Consider the following 20,816-nt stretch of genomic DNA (forward strand, 5'->3'; position numbering starts at 1 on the left):
TTTACCCGACGCCATGGTTTTTTCCGCTTCGGAGTATCATCTCGGTCATGACGACTGATGCATTTGACGACAGCGCGCTCGTGCGCCTGGAAATTGCCGCCGCTGCCGCGCGCCTCGTGGCGCAGGACGGCGCCGACTATGGCAGCGCCAAGCGCAAGGCGGCGCGGCAGGTGCTGGGCGATACGCCCAGCCGGCCCAACGTGCTGCCCGATAACGACATGATCGAGGAGCAGGTACGCCAGTACAACGCCCTGTTCCTGGCCGACAGCCAGCCGGCGCGCCTGTTCCAGCTGCGCACGATCGCGCTGCAGGTCATGGAAGCGTTGCAACAATTTCATCCCCTGCTCAGCGGCCCCGTCCTCAATGGCACGGCCGGCCCCCACGACGAGATCTATCTGCAGCTGTTTGCCGAGAGCGCCAAGGAGATCCACATCTTCCTGCTGAATAAAAATGTGCTGCTCGACATGTCGGAAAGCCCGCATTTCAAGGGAGCGCGTTATGATGCGGTCGAGACGGCCAGCTTCTTGTGGAAAAACGAAGGCGTGCATGCCGCCCTGTATGAACTCGACGATATGCGCGGCGCGCTGAAGGCCAAGGCGGACGGCAAGGTGTTGCGCACCGATATTGCGGGCTTGCGCAGCCTGCTGGCCGCCAGCCTCGCCGATGGCGCGCCGGCGGTCGACTAACATTGATATAGATAAAAGATATGACAAAAAAGAATTGGATCGCCTGCGCCATCGTCGCCCTGATGTTCGGCGGCATGGGTGCCTATGTCGGCTTACATAAAGAGAAAGAAAAAGCGGGGCCCGTGACGACCGCCATCGCGCCCGGCGCGACGGGTCCCGTGAATGAGCTGTACGCGCTGTCGCTGCCGGATGCGGCTGGCGCCACGCAAGCCTTGTCTCAATGGAAAGGCAAGAATTTGCTGGTGAATTTCTGGGCTCCCTGGTGCCCGCCGTGTGTGGAAGAAATGCCGGAGTTATCCGAAGTACAAGGCCACTATGCGGGAAAAAATCTGCAAGTCATTGGCATCGGCATCGATTCGGCCAGCAATATTGCCACCTTTGCCAGCAAGGTCAAGATTGCCTATCCCGTCTACGTTTCCGGCATGAGCGGCACCGACCTGTCGCGCCATTTTGGCAATGCCACGGGCGGCTTGCCCTTCACGGTACTGATCGGCGCCAATGGCGAAGTGAAAAAGACCTATCTGGGACGCTTGAAATTTGATCAGTTGCGCGCCGATCTGGACAATTTGTAAATTCGGAGCGTGCTTTTTTCTCTTGCCAATGCGTATCTTTGGCGGCAAAATGCGGAACTTTCGCTAAAACGGTCTTCCATACATGGCAAAAAACCTCCTTCTGCTCAACGGCCCCAACCTGAATTTGCTGGGGACGCGCGAGCCTGAGGTCTACGGCGCCAGCACCTTGGCCGATATCGAGCAGGCAGCGATGGCGCAAGCCATGGCGGCCGGTGCCGACCTGGTCTGCTTTCAAAGCAACCATGAAGGCGCGCTGATCGACCGTATCCATGCCGCGCGAGCGGAAGGGATCGATGCCATTGTCATCAATCCGGGCGGCCTGACCCATACCAGCGTCGCCTTGCGCGATGCGCTGGCCGGGGTCGCCATCCCGTTTGTGGAAGTCCATATCTCGAATATTTATCAACGCGAAACGTTTCGACATCACTCATTTCTCAGCGCGATCGCGCAGGGGACGATCTGCGGGCTAGGTATCGATGGATATCGGTTTGCCATCGACTTTGCGCTTAAAAAACGTTAATCTACGCGATCTGCACGCATTTAGCGCGGCGATAGGTTCTTGGACATCACCGCATCACTCATAAAACAAACTACATTCCTAGGGGTTTTACATGGATCTACGAAAACTCAAGACCTTGATCGACCTGGTCGCCGAATCGGATATCGCAGAGCTGGAAGTTACCGAAGGCGAAAGCAAGGTTCGCATCGTCAAATCGTCGGCCATGCCGCAAAACCAGATGGTCATGATGCAGCCGCAAGGCATGCCAGCCCAGTACCAGCCAGCCGCGCCAGCCGCCGCGCCAGCACCCGCTGCCGCCGCCGTCGTGGTAGCCGCCGAGCCAACGGGCTATGTCGTCAAGTCGCCGATGGTCGGCACCTTCTACCGCTCTTCCGCTCCTGGCAGCGCCGCGTACGTCGAAGTGGGCTCCACCGTCAAGGAAGGTGATACCCTGTGCATCATCGAAGCGATGAAGCTCCTGAATGAAATCGACTCGGACAAAGCCGGCGTCGTGACCCAGATCCTGGTCGAAAACGGCCAACCGGTCGAATTCGGTCAACCCTTGTTTGTGATCGGCTAAGACCCAGTCCACACGGCCGGCAACGGCCGTTTGCAGTTTTAGCCCCTCACACTTGTTGTTTCGCCGGCTCGCCGGCTCTCACAGACATACGCGAACCTACCATGTTTGAAAAAATCCTGATTGCCAACCGTGGTGAAATTGCCCTCCGTATTCAGCGCGCCTGCCGCGAAATGGGCATTAAAACGGTTGTAGTCCACTCCGAAGCCGACAAGGACGCGAAATACGTCAAGCTGGCCGACGAATCCGTTTGTATCGGGCCGGCACAGTCCGCCCTGAGCTATCTGAACATGCCCGCCATCATCAGCGCCGCTGAAGTGACGGACGCGCAAGCGATTCACCCAGGCTACGGTTTCCTGTCGGAAAATGCCGACTTTGCCGAACGCGTCGAAAAATCGGGCTTCGTCTTCATCGGCCCCCGCTCCGAATCGATCCGTTTGATGGGCGATAAGGTTTCGGCCAAGCAAACCATGATCAAGGCTGGCGTACCCTGCGTGCCCGGCTCGGAAGGCGCCTTGCCGGACGATCCGAAAGCGATCGTGCAAATTGCCCGCAAGATCGGCTACCCCGTCATCATCAAGGCTGCCGGCGGCGGCGGCGGACGCGGCATGCGCGTCGTGCACACGGAAGCTGCCCTGATCAACGCCGTGGCGATGACCAAGACGGAAGCCGGCACGGCCTTTGGCAACCCTGAAGTGTATATGGAGAAGTACCTGGAAAATCCGCGCCACGTGGAAATCCAGATCCTCGCCGACGAACACAAGAACGCCGTCTGGCTGGGCGAGCGCGACTGCTCCATGCAGCGCCGCCACCAGAAGGTGATCGAAGAAGCACCGGCGCCGGGCATCCCGCGCAAGCTCATCGAAAAAATCGGCGACCGCTGCGCCGAAGCCTGCCGCAAGATCGGCTACCGCGGCGCCGGCACGTTTGAATTCCTGTACGAAAACGGCGAGTTCTATTTCATTGAAATGAATACCCGCGTGCAAGTGGAACATCCCGTCACCGAGATGATCACCGGCATCGATATCGTGCAGGAACAGATCCGCATCGCCGCCGGCGAAAAACTGCGTTACCGCCAGCGCGACGTCATGCTGTCGGGCCACGCCGTCGAGTGCCGCATCAATGCGGAAGATCCGTTCAAGTTCACGCCATCGCCAGGCAAGATCGTCTCGTGGCATGCACCAGGCGGCCCGGGCATCCGCGTCGACTCGCACGCCTACGCCGGCTACTACGTACCGCCGCACTACGACTCGATGATCGGCAAAGTGATCGCTTACGGCGCCACGCGCGAACAAGCGATTCGCCGCATGCAGATCGCCCTGTCCGAAATGGTGGTCGAAGGCATCAACACGAACATCGCCCTGCACCGCGAATTGATGATCGACGCGCGCTTCATCGAAGGCGGCACCAATATTCACTATCTGGAACAGAAACTGGCCGACATGCCGGACCTGGGCAAGAACCTGAATAGCGGCAGCCCCAGCATCGCCAAGAAATCCGAAATCAAGGCGGGCGCATGAGCTGGACTGAAATCGTCATCGAAATCGCCCGCGACAACGCCGAGGCCATGTCCGACGCCCTGATGGAAGCGGGCGCCCTGTCGGTGTCGGTGGAAGATGCCGACGAAGGCACGGAAGCCGAGCAGCCCCTGTTTGGCGAACCCGGCATGGAACCGAAGGAAGCGGCGTGGGAACGCAGCCGCGTGGTGGCGCTGACGGACGTCGATGCCGACCAGGCGGCCATCGTGGCCGCTGCCGCCCAGGCAGTTGGCATGGCGGAAGCGCCCGCGTTTGCCGTGCGCCCCGTGGAAGAGCAGGACTGGGTGCGTCTGACCCAGTCGCAATTCGCGCCTATTCACATCGGCAAGAATATCTGGGTCGTGCCCAGCTGGCACGAGGCACCGGACCCTGACGGCCTGATCCTGGAACTGGACCCTGGCCTGGCTTTCGGCACGGGCAGCCATCCGACCACGCGCTTGTGCATGGAGTGGCTGGAGGCGCATCCCGCCCCCGGCAAGACCGTGCTCGACTACGGTTGCGGTTCCGGCATCCTGGCCATGGTGGCCAAGAAACTCGGTGCGGCAACCGTCGCCGGCGTGGATATCGATCCGCAGGCGATCGAATCGGCGCGCGACAATGCCGATCGCAACCAGTGCGAGATCGAATATTTCTTGCCAGACACGTTTGCCACCTCGGCACACGCCACGGCCAAGTTTGACATCGTCGTCGCCAACATCCTGTCGAGCCCATTGAAACTGATGGCGCCGATGCTGTCGGGACGCGTCGCCGACGGTGGCGCCCTGATCCTGTCCGGCGTACTGGCACGCCAGGCGGAAGAAGTGGCCGCTGCCTACGCACCGTTCATCCAGCTGGGTGTCTGGGCCGAGCAGGACGGCTGGGTGGCGCTGCATGGCCGCCTGGGCGCTACGCAAGCCCCTGCGCCCCGCGCGGAAGGTGCATAAGCACAGCAATGGCCCTCGCCACCAAATGCCCCCACTGCAACACGATATTTCGGGTCGCTGCTGACCAGTTGAAGTTACGTGGGGGCATCGTGCGCTGTGGCACGTGCAGGGAAGTCTTTGACGGCAATGCCGCACTGGTCGATCCAGCTGCGGCATCACCGTTTTTAACGTCCGGCCCCGCCACCGCCGCCCCGCTGTCGCCCCCTTATCCGCTGGATGCCAGCCTGCCGTCCGCCACGGACGACGAACCCATCTATTCCCTCGATTTCGACACCTCGTTCGATCCGTTCGGCATCCTGCCTGAAACGGCGCAGCTCAGGGATGACGAAGACGAGGATGAACACATCGAGCTGGACCTCGACGTGGGCCTGCCCGCCGAAGTGCCGGGCGACGCGCCTGTCGCCGCCCCTGCCCCGCTTGAGCCGCCGGCAGCGACACCCGTCGCCACGCCAGCCGCCCTGCCGGAAGCACCCCTGCCCCAGCCGATGGCGCCGTTCAAGCGCCGCCAGGCCGATGACGCGCCCGCCTTCGCCACGTATCTGCGCGACAGCCGCCGCGAACCGAGCCTGCAGGCCGGCGCCGCGCCAGCCTTGCCGGCAGCCGAAAAAGTCAGCCTGGACAAGCCCGTGCCCCCCGCGCCCGTCGCCGACGGCCCTGCGCGCCAGGAGCCCACGTTCGGCGATTCGCCGTTTGCGCCGCTGCCGGCCGCAACTGTTGTGCCAGATCCCCCCCAGGAGACTGGCGACGCCGCTGTGCCGCCCCTCGATGCCGACCCCGAACCCGCCTTCGTGACCCAGGGCCGGCGCCGCGAACAGAGCGGCAAGGCCGTGCGCGTGGCGATGGCCGTCGGCTCCGTCGCCCTGCTGCTGTTATTGCTCCTGCAAGTGATGACCACCTTCCGCAATCCCCTGGCGGCGCAATTTCCGCAGTGGAAGCCAACCCTGGTGGCATTGTGCAAGATGAGCGGCTGCCAGGTGGACTTGCCGGCACAGATCGAGGCGCTGTCCATCGAACAGGGCGAATTGCAAACCCTGAAGGAACAGACCTTCTCGTATGTGTCGCTGCTGCGCAACCAGAGCCGCAGCGTGCAAGCCTGGCCCAGCATCGAACTGATCCTCAACGACGCGAATGACAAGCCCGTGTTGCGCCGCGTCATCGCACCGCGCGACTACCTGCCTGCCACCATCGACGTCAGCCAGGGTTTTGCGCCGCGCTCGGAACAAACCATCAAACTGTACTTCGCATTAGACCAGCTCACGGCGTCTGGCTACCATATCGCCATCTTTTACCCTTAAAGCACACTATCATGACCAAAACTTCGTTGATCTGCGGCTCGCTTGCCACCGACACCATCATGCAATTTCCCGGCCGCTTCGGCGAATCCCTGCTGGCCGACCAGTTGCACAAGGTAAACGTTTCCTTCCTCGTGCCTACCATGCGCACGGAGTTCGGCGGCTGCTCGGGCAACATCGCCTACAGCCTGAAAATGCTGGGCGGCGATCCGCGCATCGTCGGCGTCATGGGACAGGACAGTGCCGCCTACCTGGAACGCCTGCAAAAGCTGGGCATTTCAACCGCCAACATCCTGATCAAGGCCGACAGCTACAATGCGCAGTGCTTCGTCACGGCCGATGCGGACAATAACCAGATCAACGCCTTCCACCCGGGCGCCATGTCGTTCGCGCATGAAAACCCGATCGCCAATGCCGGCCCGGCCAAGGTAGCCATCATTTCGCCGGATGGCGACCTGGGCATGCTCAAGCACGCTGCCGACCTGGCCGAACTGGGCATTCCCTTCATGTTTGACCCAGGTCAACAGTTGCCGCGCTTCAATGGCGAACAATTGATCGATTTCATCAACAAGGCCACGTATGTGTCCGCCAACGATTATGAAATGGAAATGTTGATGGAACGCACGGGCTTGACGCTGCCGGACATCGCCAGCCGCCTGCAAGCGCTGATCGTCACGCGCGGCGAAAAGGGATCGGAGATTTACACGGACGGCAAACGCATCGACATTCCTGTCGTGGCTGCCAAGGAAGTGCTGGATCCGACGGGCTGCGGCGACGCCTACCGTGCTGGCTTGCTGTTCGGCATCACCAACGACCTGGGCTGGGAAACCAGCGGCCGCCTGGCCAGCCTGCTGGGCGCCATCAAGATCGCCACGCAGGGCGCGCAAAACCATGTATTTACGCCGGCAAGCATCGCCGACCAGTTTGAAGCGGCATTCGGCTACCGCTATTAATGAACTGGGGTCAGTCGCTTCGCGATCGGAATACGTCCCATTGGGACGTATTCCCCCGCCGGGTCTGACCGCATGCACGTCGGCGTGAGCCAAAGTGCGGATGTCGGGTTACGCTACGCTAACCCGACCTATGCCACCATCACCATCATCGCACCACAAAAATCATCCCCACCAGCACTTGCGCGATCTGCAGCAGGATCAGCGCCACCAGCAGCGACAGGTCCAGGCTGCCGACCAGCGGCACCACTTTACGTATCGGACGCAGCAGCGGCTCGTTCAGGGCCCGTACGAACGGCGCCAGGGGCGCATGCGGATTGACCCAGCTGAAGATGGCTTCGATGATCAGCAAGGCCATGAAACCGTAGAGTATCCATTGCAGGAAGCGTTGCAGCGACTTGAGCAGTACCGCCTCGAAGGGATAGCCGGAAATCAGCAAGACTGTGCTTGCCAGCAAGACAATCAAAAAAGCGCCGATCAGGCTGGCCCAGTCATACCCGCCCACGCCAGGTATCACGCGGCGCAAGGGACGCACCAGCCAGTCGGACAATTGAAAGGTGAATTGCGCCACGGACGACGGCGGCCGCACGCGTACCGCCTGCATCCAGAAGCGCAGCAGCAGGACGCCGCCCAGCAAGGTGGCGATGGTATCAACGATCAATGTAAGGATAACGATCAGCACGACTAATTCTCCAAAAAAAAACCGCTGTGTGATTGAGTCACACAGCGGCGTGTTGCCTCATCCAGGCATCCGTATCGTGGAAATTACGATGGGCGGGTGCTGGTTGGGAATGGCCAGGCGGCGGCCGGTGCCAACACGGTTTTTGCTACAGGTGCGATAGGCGCCGATGGCTTGGCGACCGGAGCTGCCTTCTTCGGCGCGGCCTTTTTAGGCGCGGCCTTCTTGACGGCTGGCTTGGCAGCTACGGCGGCTGGTGCCGCTGCAGTTGCTGCTGCCGGTGCTGCGACAGGAGCCGGTGCGGCCACTGCTGGCGCTGCAGCTGGCTTGGCGGCAGGTTTCGCTGCGGCTTTCGCGGCCGGCTTGGCGGCCGGTTTTGCTGCGACCTTGGCCGCTGGCTTGGCGGCAACCTTGGCGGCAGGTTTCGCTGCCGGTTTCGCTGCTACCTTGGCTGCCGGCTTCGCGGCGACCTTGGCCGCTGGCTTGGCGGCAGCTTTTGCTGCCGGCTTCGCTGCTACCTTGGCCGCTGGCTTGGCTGCCACTTTTGCCGCTGGCTTGGCGGCGGCTTTCGCTGCCGGCTTCGCTGCTACCTTGGCTGCTGGCTTCGCTGCAGCCTTGGCTGCCGGCTTTGCCGCTTTGGCGGCCGGCTTGGCTGCTGCCTTGGCGACGACTTTCTTCGCTGCCGGCTTGGCTGCCACTTTGGCCGCCGGTTTCACTGCTGCCTTGGCGGCAGGTTTCGCTGCGGCTTTTTTCACTGCTGGCTTCGCTGCTGCCTTGGCCGCTGGCTTGGCTGCCGCTTTGGCTGCAGGCTTGGCTGCCGCTTTGGCGGCCGGCTTGGCTGCTGCCTTGGCGACGACTTTCTTCGCTGCCGGCTTGGCTTGCTGCTGCCTTGGCCGCTGGTTTCGCTACGGCTTTTTTCACCGCTGGCTTGGCTGCTGCCTTGGCGGCAGGTTTTGCTGCAGCTTTTGCAGCTGGCTTGGCGGCCGGCTTGGCAACGGCTTTTTTCGCCGCTGGCTTGGCTGCTGCCTTGGCGACAGGTTTCGCTGCGACTTTTGCTGCCGGCTTGGCGGCCGGTTTGGCTGCGGCCTTGGCAGCGGGTTTCGCTGCAGCTTTCGCTACTGGCTTGGCGGCAGGTTTCGCTGCGGCTTTCGCGGCCGGCTTGGCGGCCGGTTTTGCTGCGGTTTTGGCGACTGGTTTTGCGGCTGGTTTGGCTGCGGCCTTGGCAGCTGGTTTAGCGGCAACCGGCTTCGCTGCGGCTGCCGGCTTCTTCGCGGCAGGAGCAGCCTTGGCGGCTGGTTTCTTTACTTCTGATTTCTTAGCGGCTGTTGCCATTTGTCTCTCCTTCATCTGAGATGAGAAATTTAAGCTACAAGATTTAAACCCGTCCGACCCACCACGAGGATAGGCCAGGCGAATTATTCATCGGCACAAACGGTCGTTTGCGCTAATGAATTCGGCACCAGCTGAACTGCTGCAACTCCTCACGTTTGCAGCACTTCAGCCATCGTCGGTGCCACCCTGCTTTATCTCGCAGCTGGTGGCAAAGTCTGAATTCGGTCATTCGTTTTCGATGCCGTGCGTTTTTTCGCTCCTCGCATCGCGCTCGCCACAACACCTATCCGTCAAATAAAAAACCGCCATGCCTGAAAAAATTCGGGCACGGCGGCAGACGAAAACGGTGTGGTTTTGTGCATATCCGTGTAAATCTGTATCCCTGTTTTGCGAGGTTTTTTCGTTACCGCGCTGGTTAAAAAACCCCGCATTCTAACGCTCGCATTTGCAATCTCATAAAGTACACGAAAACCTTGTCAATGCGCAACCGGCACGACACGTTTTCACGGGCTTTTTTGCACGATACGCGCGCTATCGCACAATCGCGCCCCAAATGCCGCCGCCAGCGTCTCCGGAAACGATATTTTCAGCCCGCGGCGCGGCCGTGCGCGGCATCTGAAAAAACTGGCGCAAGCCGTGTCGCAGCGCCCAATGCATGCGCATTTTTGCGCCATGCCGGCGACGCTTTTCGACGTGCCGCGGCGACGGGATTTTTCTGGCGACGGGACGAAAAAAAAGCGCCGTCATGTGACGGCGCTTTTGATTTTGGAGGGCGCTGGCTTATTCCCAGTTCAGCGCGCCGCCGGTCTGGTATTCCGTCACGCGCGTCTCGAAGAAGTTACGTTCCTTCTTCATGTCGATCATCTCGCTCATCCACGGGAACGGATTTTCTTCCTGGGCAAACAGCGGCTCGATGCCGATCTGCTGCGCGCGGCGGTTGGCGATGAAGCGCAGGTAGCCCTTGAACATCGGCGCGTTCAGACCCAGCACGCCGCGCGGCATGGTGTCTTCCGCGTACGCGTATTCCAGTTCCACGGCCTTCATGAACAGGTCCTTGATCTCTTCGCGGAAGGCGGCCGTCCACAGCTGCGGGTTTTCCATCTTGATCGTGTTGATCAAGTCGATGCCGAAGTTGCAGTGCATCGATTCGTCGCGCAGGATGTACTGGTACTGCTCGGCAGCGCCCATCATCTTGTTCTGGCGGCCCAGCGCCAGGATCTGCGTGAAGCCCACGTAGAAGAACAGGCCTTCCATCAGGCAGGCGAAGACGATCAGGGACTTCAGCAGCTTCTGGTCGTTCTCCACCGTGCCGGTGACGAAGGCCGGATCGGTCAGGGTGTTGATGAACGGGATCAGGAATTCATCCTTGTCGCGGATCGACTTGACTTCGTTGTAGGCGTTGAAGATCTCGCCTTCGTCCAGGCCCAGCGATTCGACGATGTACTGGTAGGCGTGCGTATGGATCGCTTCCTCGAACGCCTGGCGCAGCAGGTACTGACGGCATTCCGGCGCCGTGATGTGGCGGTAGGTGCCCAGCACGATGTTGTTGGCGGCCAGCGAGTCGGCCGTCACGAAGAAGCCGAGGTTGCGCTTGACCAGGCGGCGCTCGTCGTCCGTCAGGCCGTTCGGGTTCTTCCACAGCTCGATGTCGCGCTGCATGTTCACTTCCTGCGGCATCCAGTGGTTGGCGCAGCCGGCCAGGTATTTGTCCCATGCCCACTTGTACTTGAACGGCACCAGCTGGTTGACGTCCGTCTTGCCGTTGATGATGCGCTTGTCGTCGGCATTCACGCGGCGCGCCACTTGTTCGGCATTCGCTTCGGACGGCTCGGCGCCGGCCGGCAGGTTCAAATCGGTATTTCCCAGCGGTGCTTGCTGCGCCGGACGCGGCACAGCTGCCGACGTGGTTTCATCATCCCAAGACAACGACATATTCTTCTTCCTTTCCATGCCGGCTCACCGGCGTCTGCAACAGGCCCGTTGAATCGGACAATACAGACATTGACAACATTGAATCAGCCCAGAAGTTCCGGGCTGACAACTTTAAATTTTTTAAAAACCGTCGCGAGCAAGCCCGATATCGGGTCGAGTAGCGGAGCCGTACTTTAGTACGGTGAGCAACACAGGACCCGGGAGGGGGCTGCGCAGCAGGTTTTTACTGGCAGGCCTCGCATTCCTCGAAACCGTCGTCACCCGGACGCAGGTAGCAGGCTTCGCCATCGGCGTCGTCCGCTGCCGCGGCCACCACGGGCGCCACGGCCACGGCTGCTGCCGCCACGACCGCCGCCTGGGCACTCTGCGCGCTGGCCGACATGCCGCCATCGACTGCCACGGCGTTCAGGGCGCCGGTACGCGAGGTCGATTTCTCCATGTGGGTGGCGGCGATGGTACGCAGGTAGTAGGTGGTTTTCAGGCCACGCAGCCATGCCAGCTTGTAGGTCTCGTCCAGCTTCTTGCCGGAAGCGCCAGCCATGTAGATGTTCAGCGACTGGGCCTGGTCGATCCACTTCTGGCGACGCGAAGCCGCTTCCACCAGCCAGCTTGGCGACACTTCGAAGGCCGTGGCGTAGATATCGCGCAGGTCTTGCGGGATGCGGTCGATCTTCACCAGCGAGCCGTCGAAGTACTTCAGGTCGGAGATCATGACTTCATCCCACAGGTCGCGCGCCTTCAGGTCGCGCACCAGGTAGCCGTTGATCTCGGTGAATTCGCCCGACAGGTTCGATTTCACGTACAGGTTCTGGAACGTCGGCTCGATACAGGCCGACACGCCGATGATGTTCGAGATCGTCGCCGTCGGGGCGATCGCCACGCAGTTCGAGTTGCGCATGCCGAACTTGGCGATGCGTTCGCGCACCGGAGTCCAGTCCATGGCCGACGAGGAATCGACTTCCAGGTAGCCGCCGCGCTCTTCGGCCAGCAGTTTCACCGAGTCTTGCGGCAGGATGCCGCGGTCCCACAGCGAACCGGCGTACGATTCATAGCGGCCGCGCTCTTCGGCCAGTTCCGTCGACGCCAGGTAGGCGTAGTAGCAGACGGCTTCCATCGAGGTGTCGGCAAACGACACGGCGGCGTCCGAGGCGAACGGCACGCGCATCATGTGCAGGCAGTCCTGGAAGCCCATCACGCCCATGCCGACCGGACGGTGGCGCATGTTCGAATTGCGCGCCTTCTCCACGGCGTAGTAATTGATGTCGATGACGTTGTCGAGCATGCGCATGGCGGTGCGGATGGTCTTGGACAGCTTGACGTGATCGAGCTTGCCTTCCTTCATGTGTGCCGGCAGGTTCACGGAACCGAGGTTGCAGACGGCGATTTCGTCAGGACCCGTGTTCAGGGTGATTTCCGTGCACAGGTTCGAGCTGTGGACGACGCCGACGTGCGACTGCGGGCTGCGGATGTTGCAAGGGTCCTTGAACGTGATCCATGGATGGCCCGTTTCAAACAGCATCGACAGCATCTTGCGCCACAGGTCCAGCGCCTGGACCTTCTTGAAGACGCGGATTTCGCCGGCGGCAGCCTTGGCTTCGTAGCCCAGGTAAGCCTGTTCAAAGGCCTTGCCGACCTTGTCGTGCAGGTCTGGCGTGTCCGACGGCGAGAACAGGGTCCAATCGCCTTTTTCCATGACACGCTTCATGAACATGTCGGGAATCCAGTTCGCCGTGTTCATGTCGTGCGTGCGGCGGCGGTCGTCGCCCGTGTTTTTGCGCAGGTCGAGGAATTCCTCGATATCCATGTGCCAGGTTTCCAGGTAGGCGCAGACGGCGCCCTTGCGCTTGCCGCCCTGGTTGACTGCCACGGCCGTGTCGTTCACTACTTTCAGGAACGGCACCACGCCTTGCGACTTGCCGTTGGTACCCTTGATGTGGGCGCCCAGGGCGCGCACCGGCGTCCAGTCGTTGCCCAGGCCGCCGGCGAACTTGGCCAGCAGCGCGTTGTCCTTGATGGCGTCGTAGATGCCTTCCAGGTCATCGGAGACGGTGCTCAGGTAGCACGACGACAGCTGCGAGCGCAGGGTGCCCGAGTTGAACAGGGTCGGGGTCGAGCTCATGAAGTCGAACGAGGACAGCAGGCTGTAGAACTCGATGGCGCGCGCTTCGCGGTCCGCCTCGTTCAGCGCCAGGCCCATGGCCACGCGCATATAGAACGCTTGCGGCATTTCGATGCGCACGTCCTGGATGTGCAGGAAGTAGCGGTCATACAGGGTTTGCAGGCCGATGTAGCCAAACTGCAAGTCGCGGTCGGCCACGATGGCTTTGGCCAGGCGCTCCAGGTCGAAGCTGGCGAGTACCGGGTTCAGCAGCTCGGCGGCGATACCCTTGGCGATGTATTGGGGGAAATATGTCAGGTATTCGGCGGCAGCGGCCGCTTGCGGCACTTCCTTGCCGAACACTTCCTTGCGCACCGTGTGCAGCAGGATGCGGGCCGTGACCTGGCTGTAGGCCGGGTCTTTTTCCATCAGCGCGCGCGCCGCCAGGATGGCCGACTTGTGCAGCTCTTCGACGGGCACGCCGTCGTACAGGTTCTTCACCGTTTCGGCCAGGATGGCGTCGGCATCGACGTGCTTTTCCAGGCCGGCGCAGGCGGCGTTGATCAGGTCACGCACTTCCTGCATGTCCAGCAGGCGGCGCACGCCGTTGTCCAGCACGTTCAGTTGCGGTGCGGAAACTTGCGCGGAGGCGCCCTGCGCTTCCTTCTGCAGGCGGCGCTCTTCCATGTGCTTGGCACGGTACAGCACGTAGGCACGCGCCACGTCATGCTCGCCCGAACGCATCAGCGACAGTTCCACCTGGTCTTGCACGTCTTCGATATGGAAGGTGCCGCCGCCCGGATGGCGACGCACCAGCGCGGCGACGACACCGTCCGTCAATTGTTCCACCAGTTCGCGGATGCGGGCCGAAGCGGCGCCCTGGCCGCCGTTAACGGCCAAAAACGCCTTGGTCATGGCGATGGCGATCTTCGAAGGCTCAAATGCCACCACCGCACCGTTGCGGCGGATGATGCGATAGTCGCCCAAGGCCGCGCCCGTACTCGCCACGCTGTTGGCCGCGCCTGGCGCTGGCGATACTGGCGTTGGATGGATGGAAATATCTTGAGGTGATTGCATTGAAGCTCCCGTTGTCAGCTAAAGTCAGCCTGCAGTTTTGCTGCCGCGTGTGTGGTTGAATAGAACGCCCGATGGTCAGGGTTTCTTCAGGTAATTTTTATTGCCAAATAGTAAATAATGCACAGTCAGAATTCATATCGCCAACCTTGGCTGCCGGCTGGCGGAAAACACGATCAAGGGTGATGAACCGCCAGTTCCAATTGCCACAACAGCAAGAAGGTTAGCTTTGATAATAATTCTGGAAACGTCTGAGATGGCACTACATATAGTCATTAAATCCAAGTTCTGCACTAATTGTAGTGCCCATCGAAAGGCGATGCAATAGTTTTCCGGCATCGGCCGGTGTAATTTTTTGTACTTTCTTCTACGATTTCGGTTGACTTTTCAGGGTGGCGGCGGGAAGCCCAATGCCCGCGTAGTAAGCGCTAACGCAGGCTGCTCGCGCACGGTTTCCAACCAGATTTCCTGGTAGAAATTCCAGTCAAAAAACGGTCCCGGATCGGTCTTCCTTCCCGGTGCGATATGCTCATGCCCACGCACCTGGCCCAGTCCGTAGCGGGCCACCAGCGCCGCCGTCAGCGCTGCCAGCACGTAGTATTGTCGCGGCTGGAAGGGGACAAAGTCCGAGCCTTCCATTTCGATACCGACGGAATAGCCATTGCACTGCGGGCGTCCCTCAAATATGGACGTACCGGCATGCCAGGCACGCTGGTCAGCCGAAACATATTGCAACAGCGCACCATCGCGCCGCACAAAAAAGTGCGCCGAGACCTGCAAACCACGCAGGTCGGCAAAAGAAGGATCGGCATTATAATCTACCCGGCCGGTAAACAAGTCCGACACATGCGGCCCGCCGAAGCGCCCCCCGGGGAGGCTGATGTTATGGATCACCAGCAAATCGACGTGCGCACCTTCCGGGCGGGCATCGTGGTAGGGCGAGTCGTAGCGCACCGCGCCATCGCACCAGCCATCGTCATCTATCTTCCATGTCGTCATCAAACCGGGGCTCCTGTATCGCCAACTTCTGCATTCTGTAACGCAACTGACGCACGCTGATGCCCAATTGCCTTGCCGCCCGTATGCGGTGATAGCGTTCCCGCACCAGTGCCTGCATGATCATTTCCCGCTCGACCTGGCACAAGTAGCGTGCCAGCGGCAAGACCGGCGCCATGCTGCGCGGCGGCATCCCGGGCAGCGACAATTGCCGCTCCGGCACGACCGGCGCCGCGCGCAACGGCGTGACACTAGCCACGCAAGGCAAGCCCAGGTCGTCGGGCGTGATCACGCCGCCATCGGCAAAGGCCAGCGCCCGCTCCAGCAGGTTTTCCAGTTCGCGCACGTTGCCCGGGAACGCGTATTGGCGCAAGGCGTCCAGCACCGGCGGCGCCAGGCGCACGCCTTGCCGTGGCGCCAGACGCGCCAGGATTGCCTCACATAATACCTGCAGATCACCAAGCCGTTCACGCAGCGGCGGCACGGCCAGCTCGATCACGTTGAGCCGGTAATACAGATCCTGGCGAAAGGTGCGCGCCGCCACGCCCCGTGCCAGGCCATGCTGGCTGGCGCACAGGATGCGCACGTCAACGGCCTCGTCCCTGCTGCCGCCCAGCTTGCGCACGCGGCGCTCCTGCAGCGCGCGCAGCAGCTTGACTTGCATGGCCAGCGGCAAGTCGTCGACCTCGTCGAGCAGCAGGCTGCCGCCGTGCGCCGCCTGGAACAGGCCTTCGCGCTCATGCAGGGCGCCCGTATAGGCGCCCTGGCGGCAGCCAAAGAACTCCGCCTCCATCAGCGCGTCGGGAATGGCACCGCAATTGACGGCAATGAACGGGAAGCGGGCGCGCGGGCCTTGCGTATGGATGGCACGCGCCGCCAGTTCCTTGCCGCTGCCGGACTCGCCGCGGATGGCCACCGGCGCGCCGCAGCGGGCAATGCGGTTCACTTGCGCCCGCAGCGCCTGCATGGCGGCTGAATTGCCGATCAGTTGTGGCGCCGGCGGCATGCCGCAGGCGGCTGTCTCGCCGGTGGCGGCCGCGGTACGTGAGCTGCTGGGGCTGTGCATGAGGCTAGCCTTTCTGCGATGGCGACCGGAGCCGCTTACTGCAGATGCTACGCCTGGCGGGCAAGGAGGGGATGTACGATACGGATGAGCAATGCGGGATGAGCAATGCTGCGCGTGCGCACCCTGTTTACAAGGTGGCGTGCGCGTGGCTGCAGTAATCGTGGCCCTTGGCCTGCACGTTTTCGGACGCCGGGTAATAGACGCCGCAATGGGCGCAGCACAGCATCAGCTCGGCATCAGGCAATTCCTGCGGCCGCACGGGCGGCGTAAACGGGTTCGGCCGCTGCTGCTGTTGCGCCCGGGCACGCTGCTGCATGCCGCGGATCTTGCTGCGGATAGCAAACAGCACCAGAAACACCAGCGCCAGCCAGAATAAAACACGTGTCATGCGAATCCTCGGTGTAAAACCACTTCAAGTACAAAACGGCTGCCGACATAGGCCAGCAGCAAGGTAGCAAAACCGGCCAGTGTAAAGCTCAGGGCCGTCTTGCCGCGCCAGCCGCGGAAGCGCCGGCCCGCCAGCAGCGAGGCAAACAGCAGCCACGACAGCATGGTGAACACCGACTTGTGATCCCAGTTCAGGGCCTTGCCAAACAATTGCTCGGAAAAAACGATGCCCGACAACACCGTCAGGCTGAGCAGGATGAATCCCAGGCCGATCATGCGGAACAGCAGCTTTTCCATCGTCAGCAGGGCCGGCAGCTGGTCCAGCGCGCTGCCGATGAAGCCACGGCTTTCGCTGCGTGTATGCAGACGCGATTCCTGCAGTGCCATCAGCACGGCATGAAAGGCGGCGATCGTCAGGGTGCTGTAGGCCAGCACGGCCACGGCGATATGCCAGCCGAAGATGGCCGACTTGCCTTCCATGCTGACCTGGCTGCCGGGAAAGGCCCAGGCCAGGCCGATGGCGATGACGGCGCTGGGCATGACCATGCGACGCAAGCCGTCCAGGCTGAAATTGCGGTTCTCTATCCAGTACGCCCCCACCGACACCCACAGCGCGGCCGACAGCATGGCGGAAAAGCCGAAACGCAAGGTGCCCGGCGCCATCAGGTCGAACCACAGGGTGGCGGCATGCGCCAGCCACGCCACGCCCGTCAGGCCGGCGATGAGCCTGGCGCGGGTAGAGGGAAGCACGGCACACGCCGCATACAGGAGAGCGGCAATGAGAAAGAAATAGGTCTGCATAGTTTAAGTTTACACCATAGCCGGCAAGCGCGATTCAAGCGTCGGCATGGGCAGCAGGCCCATTCGCCAATGCAAGCCTGCCATGATATCGTGCCTGAGGCCGGACGGGGTGGCGCGCCCTCAAGATTTCAGCAATCTTTCGCGCCGCCTCACTATATTAGTGTGCCGCAAAAAAATGATGGCCCGCTTAAGCGGGCCACCGGACACTGCGGCAGGCGAGCCTTACTTGACGTTCAGGCTTTTCTTGGCCTGCTCCAGCAAATCCGTCTTGACCCAGTCCTTGGCCACGGGCGGCTTCGCCATGCGGCCCACGCCCGTTTTCACCATCACGTCGGTAGTTACCTGGATATGCTCGGGCGTGATGTCATACGAATACGGCGAATTGCTGATCGCATCGTCGAAGTCGTCCTTCGTGATCTGGCCGCGGAACACCACTTCGCGCACGTATTTTTCCGCCGTTGCCTTGCTGTCAATAAATGTTTTCGTCGCTTCGACGAAGCAGCGCATGAACTTTTCCGCCACGGGACGGCGTTCCTTGTAGAATTTTTCCGTCATCACCATGGTACGCACGGGTTCGCCGATCGGCGTGTCGTACGGTTTGATGACTTCCGTGCCGAAGCCCTTGTTGATGGCCTGCGACGATTGCGGCTCAGACTGCATCATGGCATCGATATTCTTGCCCATCAGCGCCTGGTTCAGGTCGGCATAGGCAAGGAAGACCAGTTGCACATCCTTGCCCTTGGCTTCGGAATACGTCAGGCCTGCCTGCGACAGTTCGGCCAGCAGCAGCACTTCCTGGATGCCGCCCCGCGTCACGCCCACGCGCTTGCCCTTCAGATCCTTGACGCTGGTGATTTTTTGTCCCGTGCCACCCACCAGACGTGCGCCTCCCTTGGCAAAGCCGGCCACCACATAAATCGGCGCACCGCCGGCGCGGCCGGAAATGGCGGCTTCGGATGCCGTCGCTCCCACGTCCAGCTCGCCCGCGATGATGGCCTGCATCACATCGAGTCCCTTGGCAAAGATATGCTCCTCCACCTTGATGCCGCACTTGGGCGCGATTTCCTTGATATATGACACGGCACCATAGTGGGCAAATTTCAGGTTGCCCAGGCGGACGACTTCCTGCGCCTGCACGGCACCCACGCTGAATGCCAGCATGAGGGCAGCGGCGATACCGGTCTTCAAGGTCAATTTTTTATGCATCGGATTCTCCTGTGGTGGTTGGTATGTGCACCCGGCAAAGGGCATGGCAACAAAACACTGCTTTTTTATTATGGGGAGATAGTACCGCGTGTTGGAGCCAGAGCAACATTTTTTTGCCGGTAACCGCTTCCGGCAGCCGCCGGGGCGACAGGCAGCGGCTGCCGCCCCGTCATCGCCCCGGCCGGCCCCCCGGGGATCGGGAGTTCGCCTACTGGCCCGCCAGCGCCACCACCGGGTCGAGTCCCGACGCCTTGCGCGCCGGCATGAAGCCGAACACCAGCCCCGTCACCACGGCGCAGGCAAAGGCGCCGCCGATGGCGCTGAGCGAAAAGATCACGGGAACGTCCCACACCAGCAGCGCGGCGGCGAACGTCACGCCGACCACGATGCCGGCCACGCCGCCCACCACCGACACCAGCACGGCCTCGGTGAGGAACTGGCGCAGGATGTCGCGCCGGCGCGCGCCTGTCGCCATGCGGATGCCGATCTCGCGCGTGCGCTCGCGCACCGTCATCAGCATCACGTTCATGACGCCGATGCCGCCCACCACCAGGGAGACGGCCGCGATCAGGCTGAGCATCATGGTCATGTTGTCCTGCGTGCGCGCCTCGGCCGCGATCGAGGCGGCCGCATTGCTGATGCCGTAGTCGCGGATGCGGTGGCGCTCGAACATGACGGCGTCGACGGCCTTTTCCGTCTCGGCGATGCGCTTCACGTCATCGGCCGCCAGCACGATATAGGTCGGCTCGCGCTGGCCGAAGACGCGGATGCCGGCCGTGGAAAACGGCAGCAGCAGCACGTCATCCTCGTCCTTGTCGCCCGTCAGCGCGCCCTTCTCGCTCATCACGCCGATCACCTGGAACGGCACGTTGCCGATCAGGATATTCTGCCCCACGGGGTTGGCGATGTCGGGCATCAGCTTGTGCGCCAGGCGCCAGCCCAGCACGGCGACGGTGGCCATCTCGCGCTCGTCCTGCTGCGTGAAGAAGCCGCCATGCGCCAGCGGCCAGGTCTGGATCTGCGGCAGCGCCGCGCCCGTGCCCCGCACATACGTCTGCACGTCCAGGTTGCCATGGCGGATGACCTTGTTGCCGGTGACATTCGGCAGCACGTGGGAAATGCCGGGCACGCCCTCGAGCGCTTCCAGGTCGGCCAGGGTGATGCTGCGCCCGGGGATGCGCGAACTTTCGCCGATCGACGACATGTACAGGAGGTTCGAGCCGAAGGCGCCCAGCTGCGCCATCACCTGCTGGCGCGTGCCCAGGCCGATGGCCAGCATGACGATCACGGAAGCGACGCCGATGATGATGCCCAGCAGGGTCAAGCCCGTGCGGAAGCGGTTGATCCACATCACGCGCCAGGCGGCGCGCGCCGCGTCGAGCAGTTCCGTGCCCAGCGACGCGCCCGCATCGTGCGCGGCGCGCGACATGTCCAGCGGCGGCAGGGCCGCTGCCGTGGCGGGAAGGGCGACGGCGCCCGAATCGTCGATGATTTCACCATCGCGTATCTCGATCACGCGGCGCGCCTGGGCCGCCACCTTGCGGTCATGCGTGATCAGGATGATGGTGTGGCCCGCGTCGGCCAGTTCGCCCAGCAGGGCCATGACTTCGGCGCCGCTGGTGCTGTCGAGCGCCCCCGTCGGTTCATCGGCGAGGATGATGCGCCCGCCGTTCATCAGCGCCCGGGCGATGGAGACCCTCTGCTGCTGCCCGCCCGACAGCTGGTTCGGACGGTGATCGAGCCTGTCTTTCAATCCCAGGCGCTTGAGCAGCGCTTCGGAGCGGGCGTGGCGGGCGGCTGCCGGCATGCCCGCATACAGGGCCGGCACTTCCACGTTTTCGCGCGCCGATTCCGTGGCGATCAGGTGGTAGCCCTGGAAGACGAAGCCGAACGCCTCGCGCCGCAGCCACGCCAGTTCATCGGGGTTCAGGCTGGCCACGTCCTGGCCGGCGAAGCGGTAGCTGCCGTCGCTGGGGCGGTCCAGGCAGCCCAGCAGATGCATCAGGGTCGACTTGCCGGAACCGGACGCGCCCACGATGGCGACGAACTCGCCGGCGCCGATGGACAGGGTGACGCCGCGCAGCACTTCCACGGCCGGCGCGCCGTCATGGCCGCCGTAGCGCTTGCGGATGCCTTGCAATTCAATTAACGGCGCCGCCTGGTCCGGCTGTCCCGCTTGTCCCAGCGACGCGGCCTCGCTCATGGCAC

The 20,816-nt window shown here is 62.1% G+C and carries 18 protein-coding genes; 8 read left to right on the forward strand and 10 right to left on the reverse strand.

Annotation, left to right across the window (positions count from 1 at the left end):
- The first annotated feature begins 47 nt into the window (after positions 1–47).
- The 8 genes from EBS11_RS04935 to EBS11_RS04970 all read left to right on the forward strand — a co-directional run bounded on the left by EBS11_RS04935 (position 48) and on the right by EBS11_RS04970 (position 7,040).
- Positions 48–686 carry a hypothetical protein gene (locus EBS11_RS04935; protein WP_290600981.1) on the forward strand — a complete coding sequence of 213 codons (639 nt, stop codon included), beginning with the start codon at positions 48–50 and terminating at the stop codon, positions 684–686.
- Between the two features lie 20 nt (positions 687–706).
- Positions 707–1,258 carry a TlpA disulfide reductase family protein gene (locus EBS11_RS04940; protein WP_290600982.1) on the forward strand — a complete coding sequence of 184 codons (552 nt, stop codon included), beginning with the start codon at positions 707–709 and terminating at the stop codon, positions 1,256–1,258.
- A gap of 82 nt (positions 1,259–1,340) precedes the next feature.
- The gene (gene aroQ, locus EBS11_RS04945) at positions 1,341–1,778 is read left to right on the forward strand and encodes a type II 3-dehydroquinate dehydratase (protein ID WP_034746628.1); all 438 of its coding nucleotides are present in this window, start codon (positions 1,341–1,343) and stop codon (positions 1,776–1,778) included.
- Between the two features lie 91 nt (positions 1,779–1,869).
- Positions 1,870–2,337: an acetyl-CoA carboxylase biotin carboxyl carrier protein gene (gene accB, locus EBS11_RS04950; protein WP_092796365.1), complete on the forward strand. Its 468-nt coding sequence runs from the start codon at positions 1,870–1,872 to the stop codon at positions 2,335–2,337.
- A gap of 101 nt (positions 2,338–2,438) precedes the next feature.
- Positions 2,439–3,854, forward strand: a complete 1,416-nt coding sequence (accC, locus tag EBS11_RS04955; RefSeq protein ID WP_131373626.1) for an acetyl-CoA carboxylase biotin carboxylase subunit — start codon at positions 2,439–2,441, stop codon at positions 3,852–3,854.
- The gene (prmA, locus tag EBS11_RS04960) at positions 3,851–4,795 is read left to right on the forward strand and encodes a 50S ribosomal protein L11 methyltransferase (RefSeq protein WP_290600986.1); all 945 of its coding nucleotides are present in this window, start codon (positions 3,851–3,853) and stop codon (positions 4,793–4,795) included. The genes accC and prmA overlap by 4 nt, the downstream gene beginning before the upstream one ends.
- Positions 4,796–4,803: 8 nt before the next feature.
- Positions 4,804–6,090: a DUF3426 domain-containing protein gene (locus tag EBS11_RS04965; protein ID WP_290600987.1), complete on the forward strand. Its 1,287-nt coding sequence runs from the start codon at positions 4,804–4,806 to the stop codon at positions 6,088–6,090.
- A gap of 11 nt (positions 6,091–6,101) precedes the next feature.
- Positions 6,102–7,040: a carbohydrate kinase family protein gene (locus EBS11_RS04970; RefSeq protein ID WP_290600989.1), complete on the forward strand. Its 939-nt coding sequence runs from the start codon at positions 6,102–6,104 to the stop codon at positions 7,038–7,040.
- Between the two features lie 145 nt (positions 7,041–7,185).
- Here EBS11_RS04970 and EBS11_RS04975 read toward each other — a convergent pair whose 3' ends face one another.
- The 10 genes from EBS11_RS04975 to EBS11_RS05020 form a co-directional block, all read right to left on the reverse strand.
- On the reverse strand, positions 7,186–7,719 hold the full coding sequence (locus EBS11_RS04975; RefSeq protein ID WP_290600991.1) for a YggT family protein: 534 nt from the start codon (positions 7,717–7,719) through the stop codon (positions 7,186–7,188).
- A 207-nt stretch (positions 7,720–7,926) separates the two neighbouring features.
- Positions 7,927–9,048, reverse strand: coding sequence for a hypothetical protein (locus EBS11_RS04980; protein ID WP_290600992.1), 1,122 nt, complete (start codon positions 9,046–9,048; stop codon positions 7,927–7,929).
- Between the two features lie 780 nt (positions 9,049–9,828).
- Positions 9,829–10,980 (reverse strand): ribonucleotide-diphosphate reductase subunit beta, encoded by a 1,152-nt coding sequence (locus EBS11_RS04985; RefSeq protein WP_070218582.1) that lies wholly within the window; start codon positions 10,978–10,980, stop codon positions 9,829–9,831.
- Between the two features lie 223 nt (positions 10,981–11,203).
- Entirely contained in the window at positions 11,204–14,155 is a 2,952-nt protein-coding gene (locus tag EBS11_RS04990) for a ribonucleoside-diphosphate reductase subunit alpha (RefSeq protein ID WP_290600993.1), read from the reverse strand.
- A 384-nt stretch (positions 14,156–14,539) separates the two neighbouring features.
- Positions 14,540–15,151, reverse strand: coding sequence for a 1,6-anhydro-N-acetylmuramyl-L-alanine amidase AmpD (gene ampD / locus EBS11_RS04995; protein ID WP_290600994.1), 612 nt, complete (start codon positions 15,149–15,151; stop codon positions 14,540–14,542).
- Positions 15,129–16,214, reverse strand: a complete 1,086-nt coding sequence (locus EBS11_RS05000; RefSeq protein ID WP_290600995.1) for a sigma-54 dependent transcriptional regulator — start codon at positions 16,212–16,214, stop codon at positions 15,129–15,131. Before EBS11_RS05000 ends, ampD begins: the two co-directional genes overlap by 23 nt.
- A gap of 127 nt (positions 16,215–16,341) precedes the next feature.
- Positions 16,342–16,602: a PP0621 family protein gene (locus tag EBS11_RS05005; RefSeq protein ID WP_077408507.1), complete on the reverse strand. Its 261-nt coding sequence runs from the start codon at positions 16,600–16,602 to the stop codon at positions 16,342–16,344.
- Positions 16,599–17,402: a cytochrome c biogenesis protein CcsA gene (gene ccsA / locus EBS11_RS05010; protein ID WP_290600997.1), complete on the reverse strand. Its 804-nt coding sequence runs from the start codon at positions 17,400–17,402 to the stop codon at positions 16,599–16,601. The genes EBS11_RS05005 and ccsA overlap by 4 nt, the downstream gene beginning before the upstream one ends.
- A gap of 222 nt (positions 17,403–17,624) precedes the next feature.
- The gene (locus tag EBS11_RS05015; protein ID WP_290600998.1) at positions 17,625–18,608 is read right to left on the reverse strand and encodes an ABC transporter substrate-binding protein; all 984 of its coding nucleotides are present in this window, start codon (positions 18,606–18,608) and stop codon (positions 17,625–17,627) included.
- 208 nt (positions 18,609–18,816) lie between these two features.
- Complete coding sequence (locus EBS11_RS05020; protein WP_290600999.1) at positions 18,817–20,811, reverse strand: MacB family efflux pump subunit; 1,995 nt, start codon at positions 20,809–20,811, stop codon at positions 18,817–18,819.
- Positions 20,812–20,816 lie beyond the last annotated feature (5 nt).

It is taken from the genome of Janthinobacterium sp. (assembly GCF_009923995.1).
Lineage (GTDB): Bacteria > Pseudomonadota > Gammaproteobacteria > Burkholderiales > Burkholderiaceae_D > Janthinobacterium.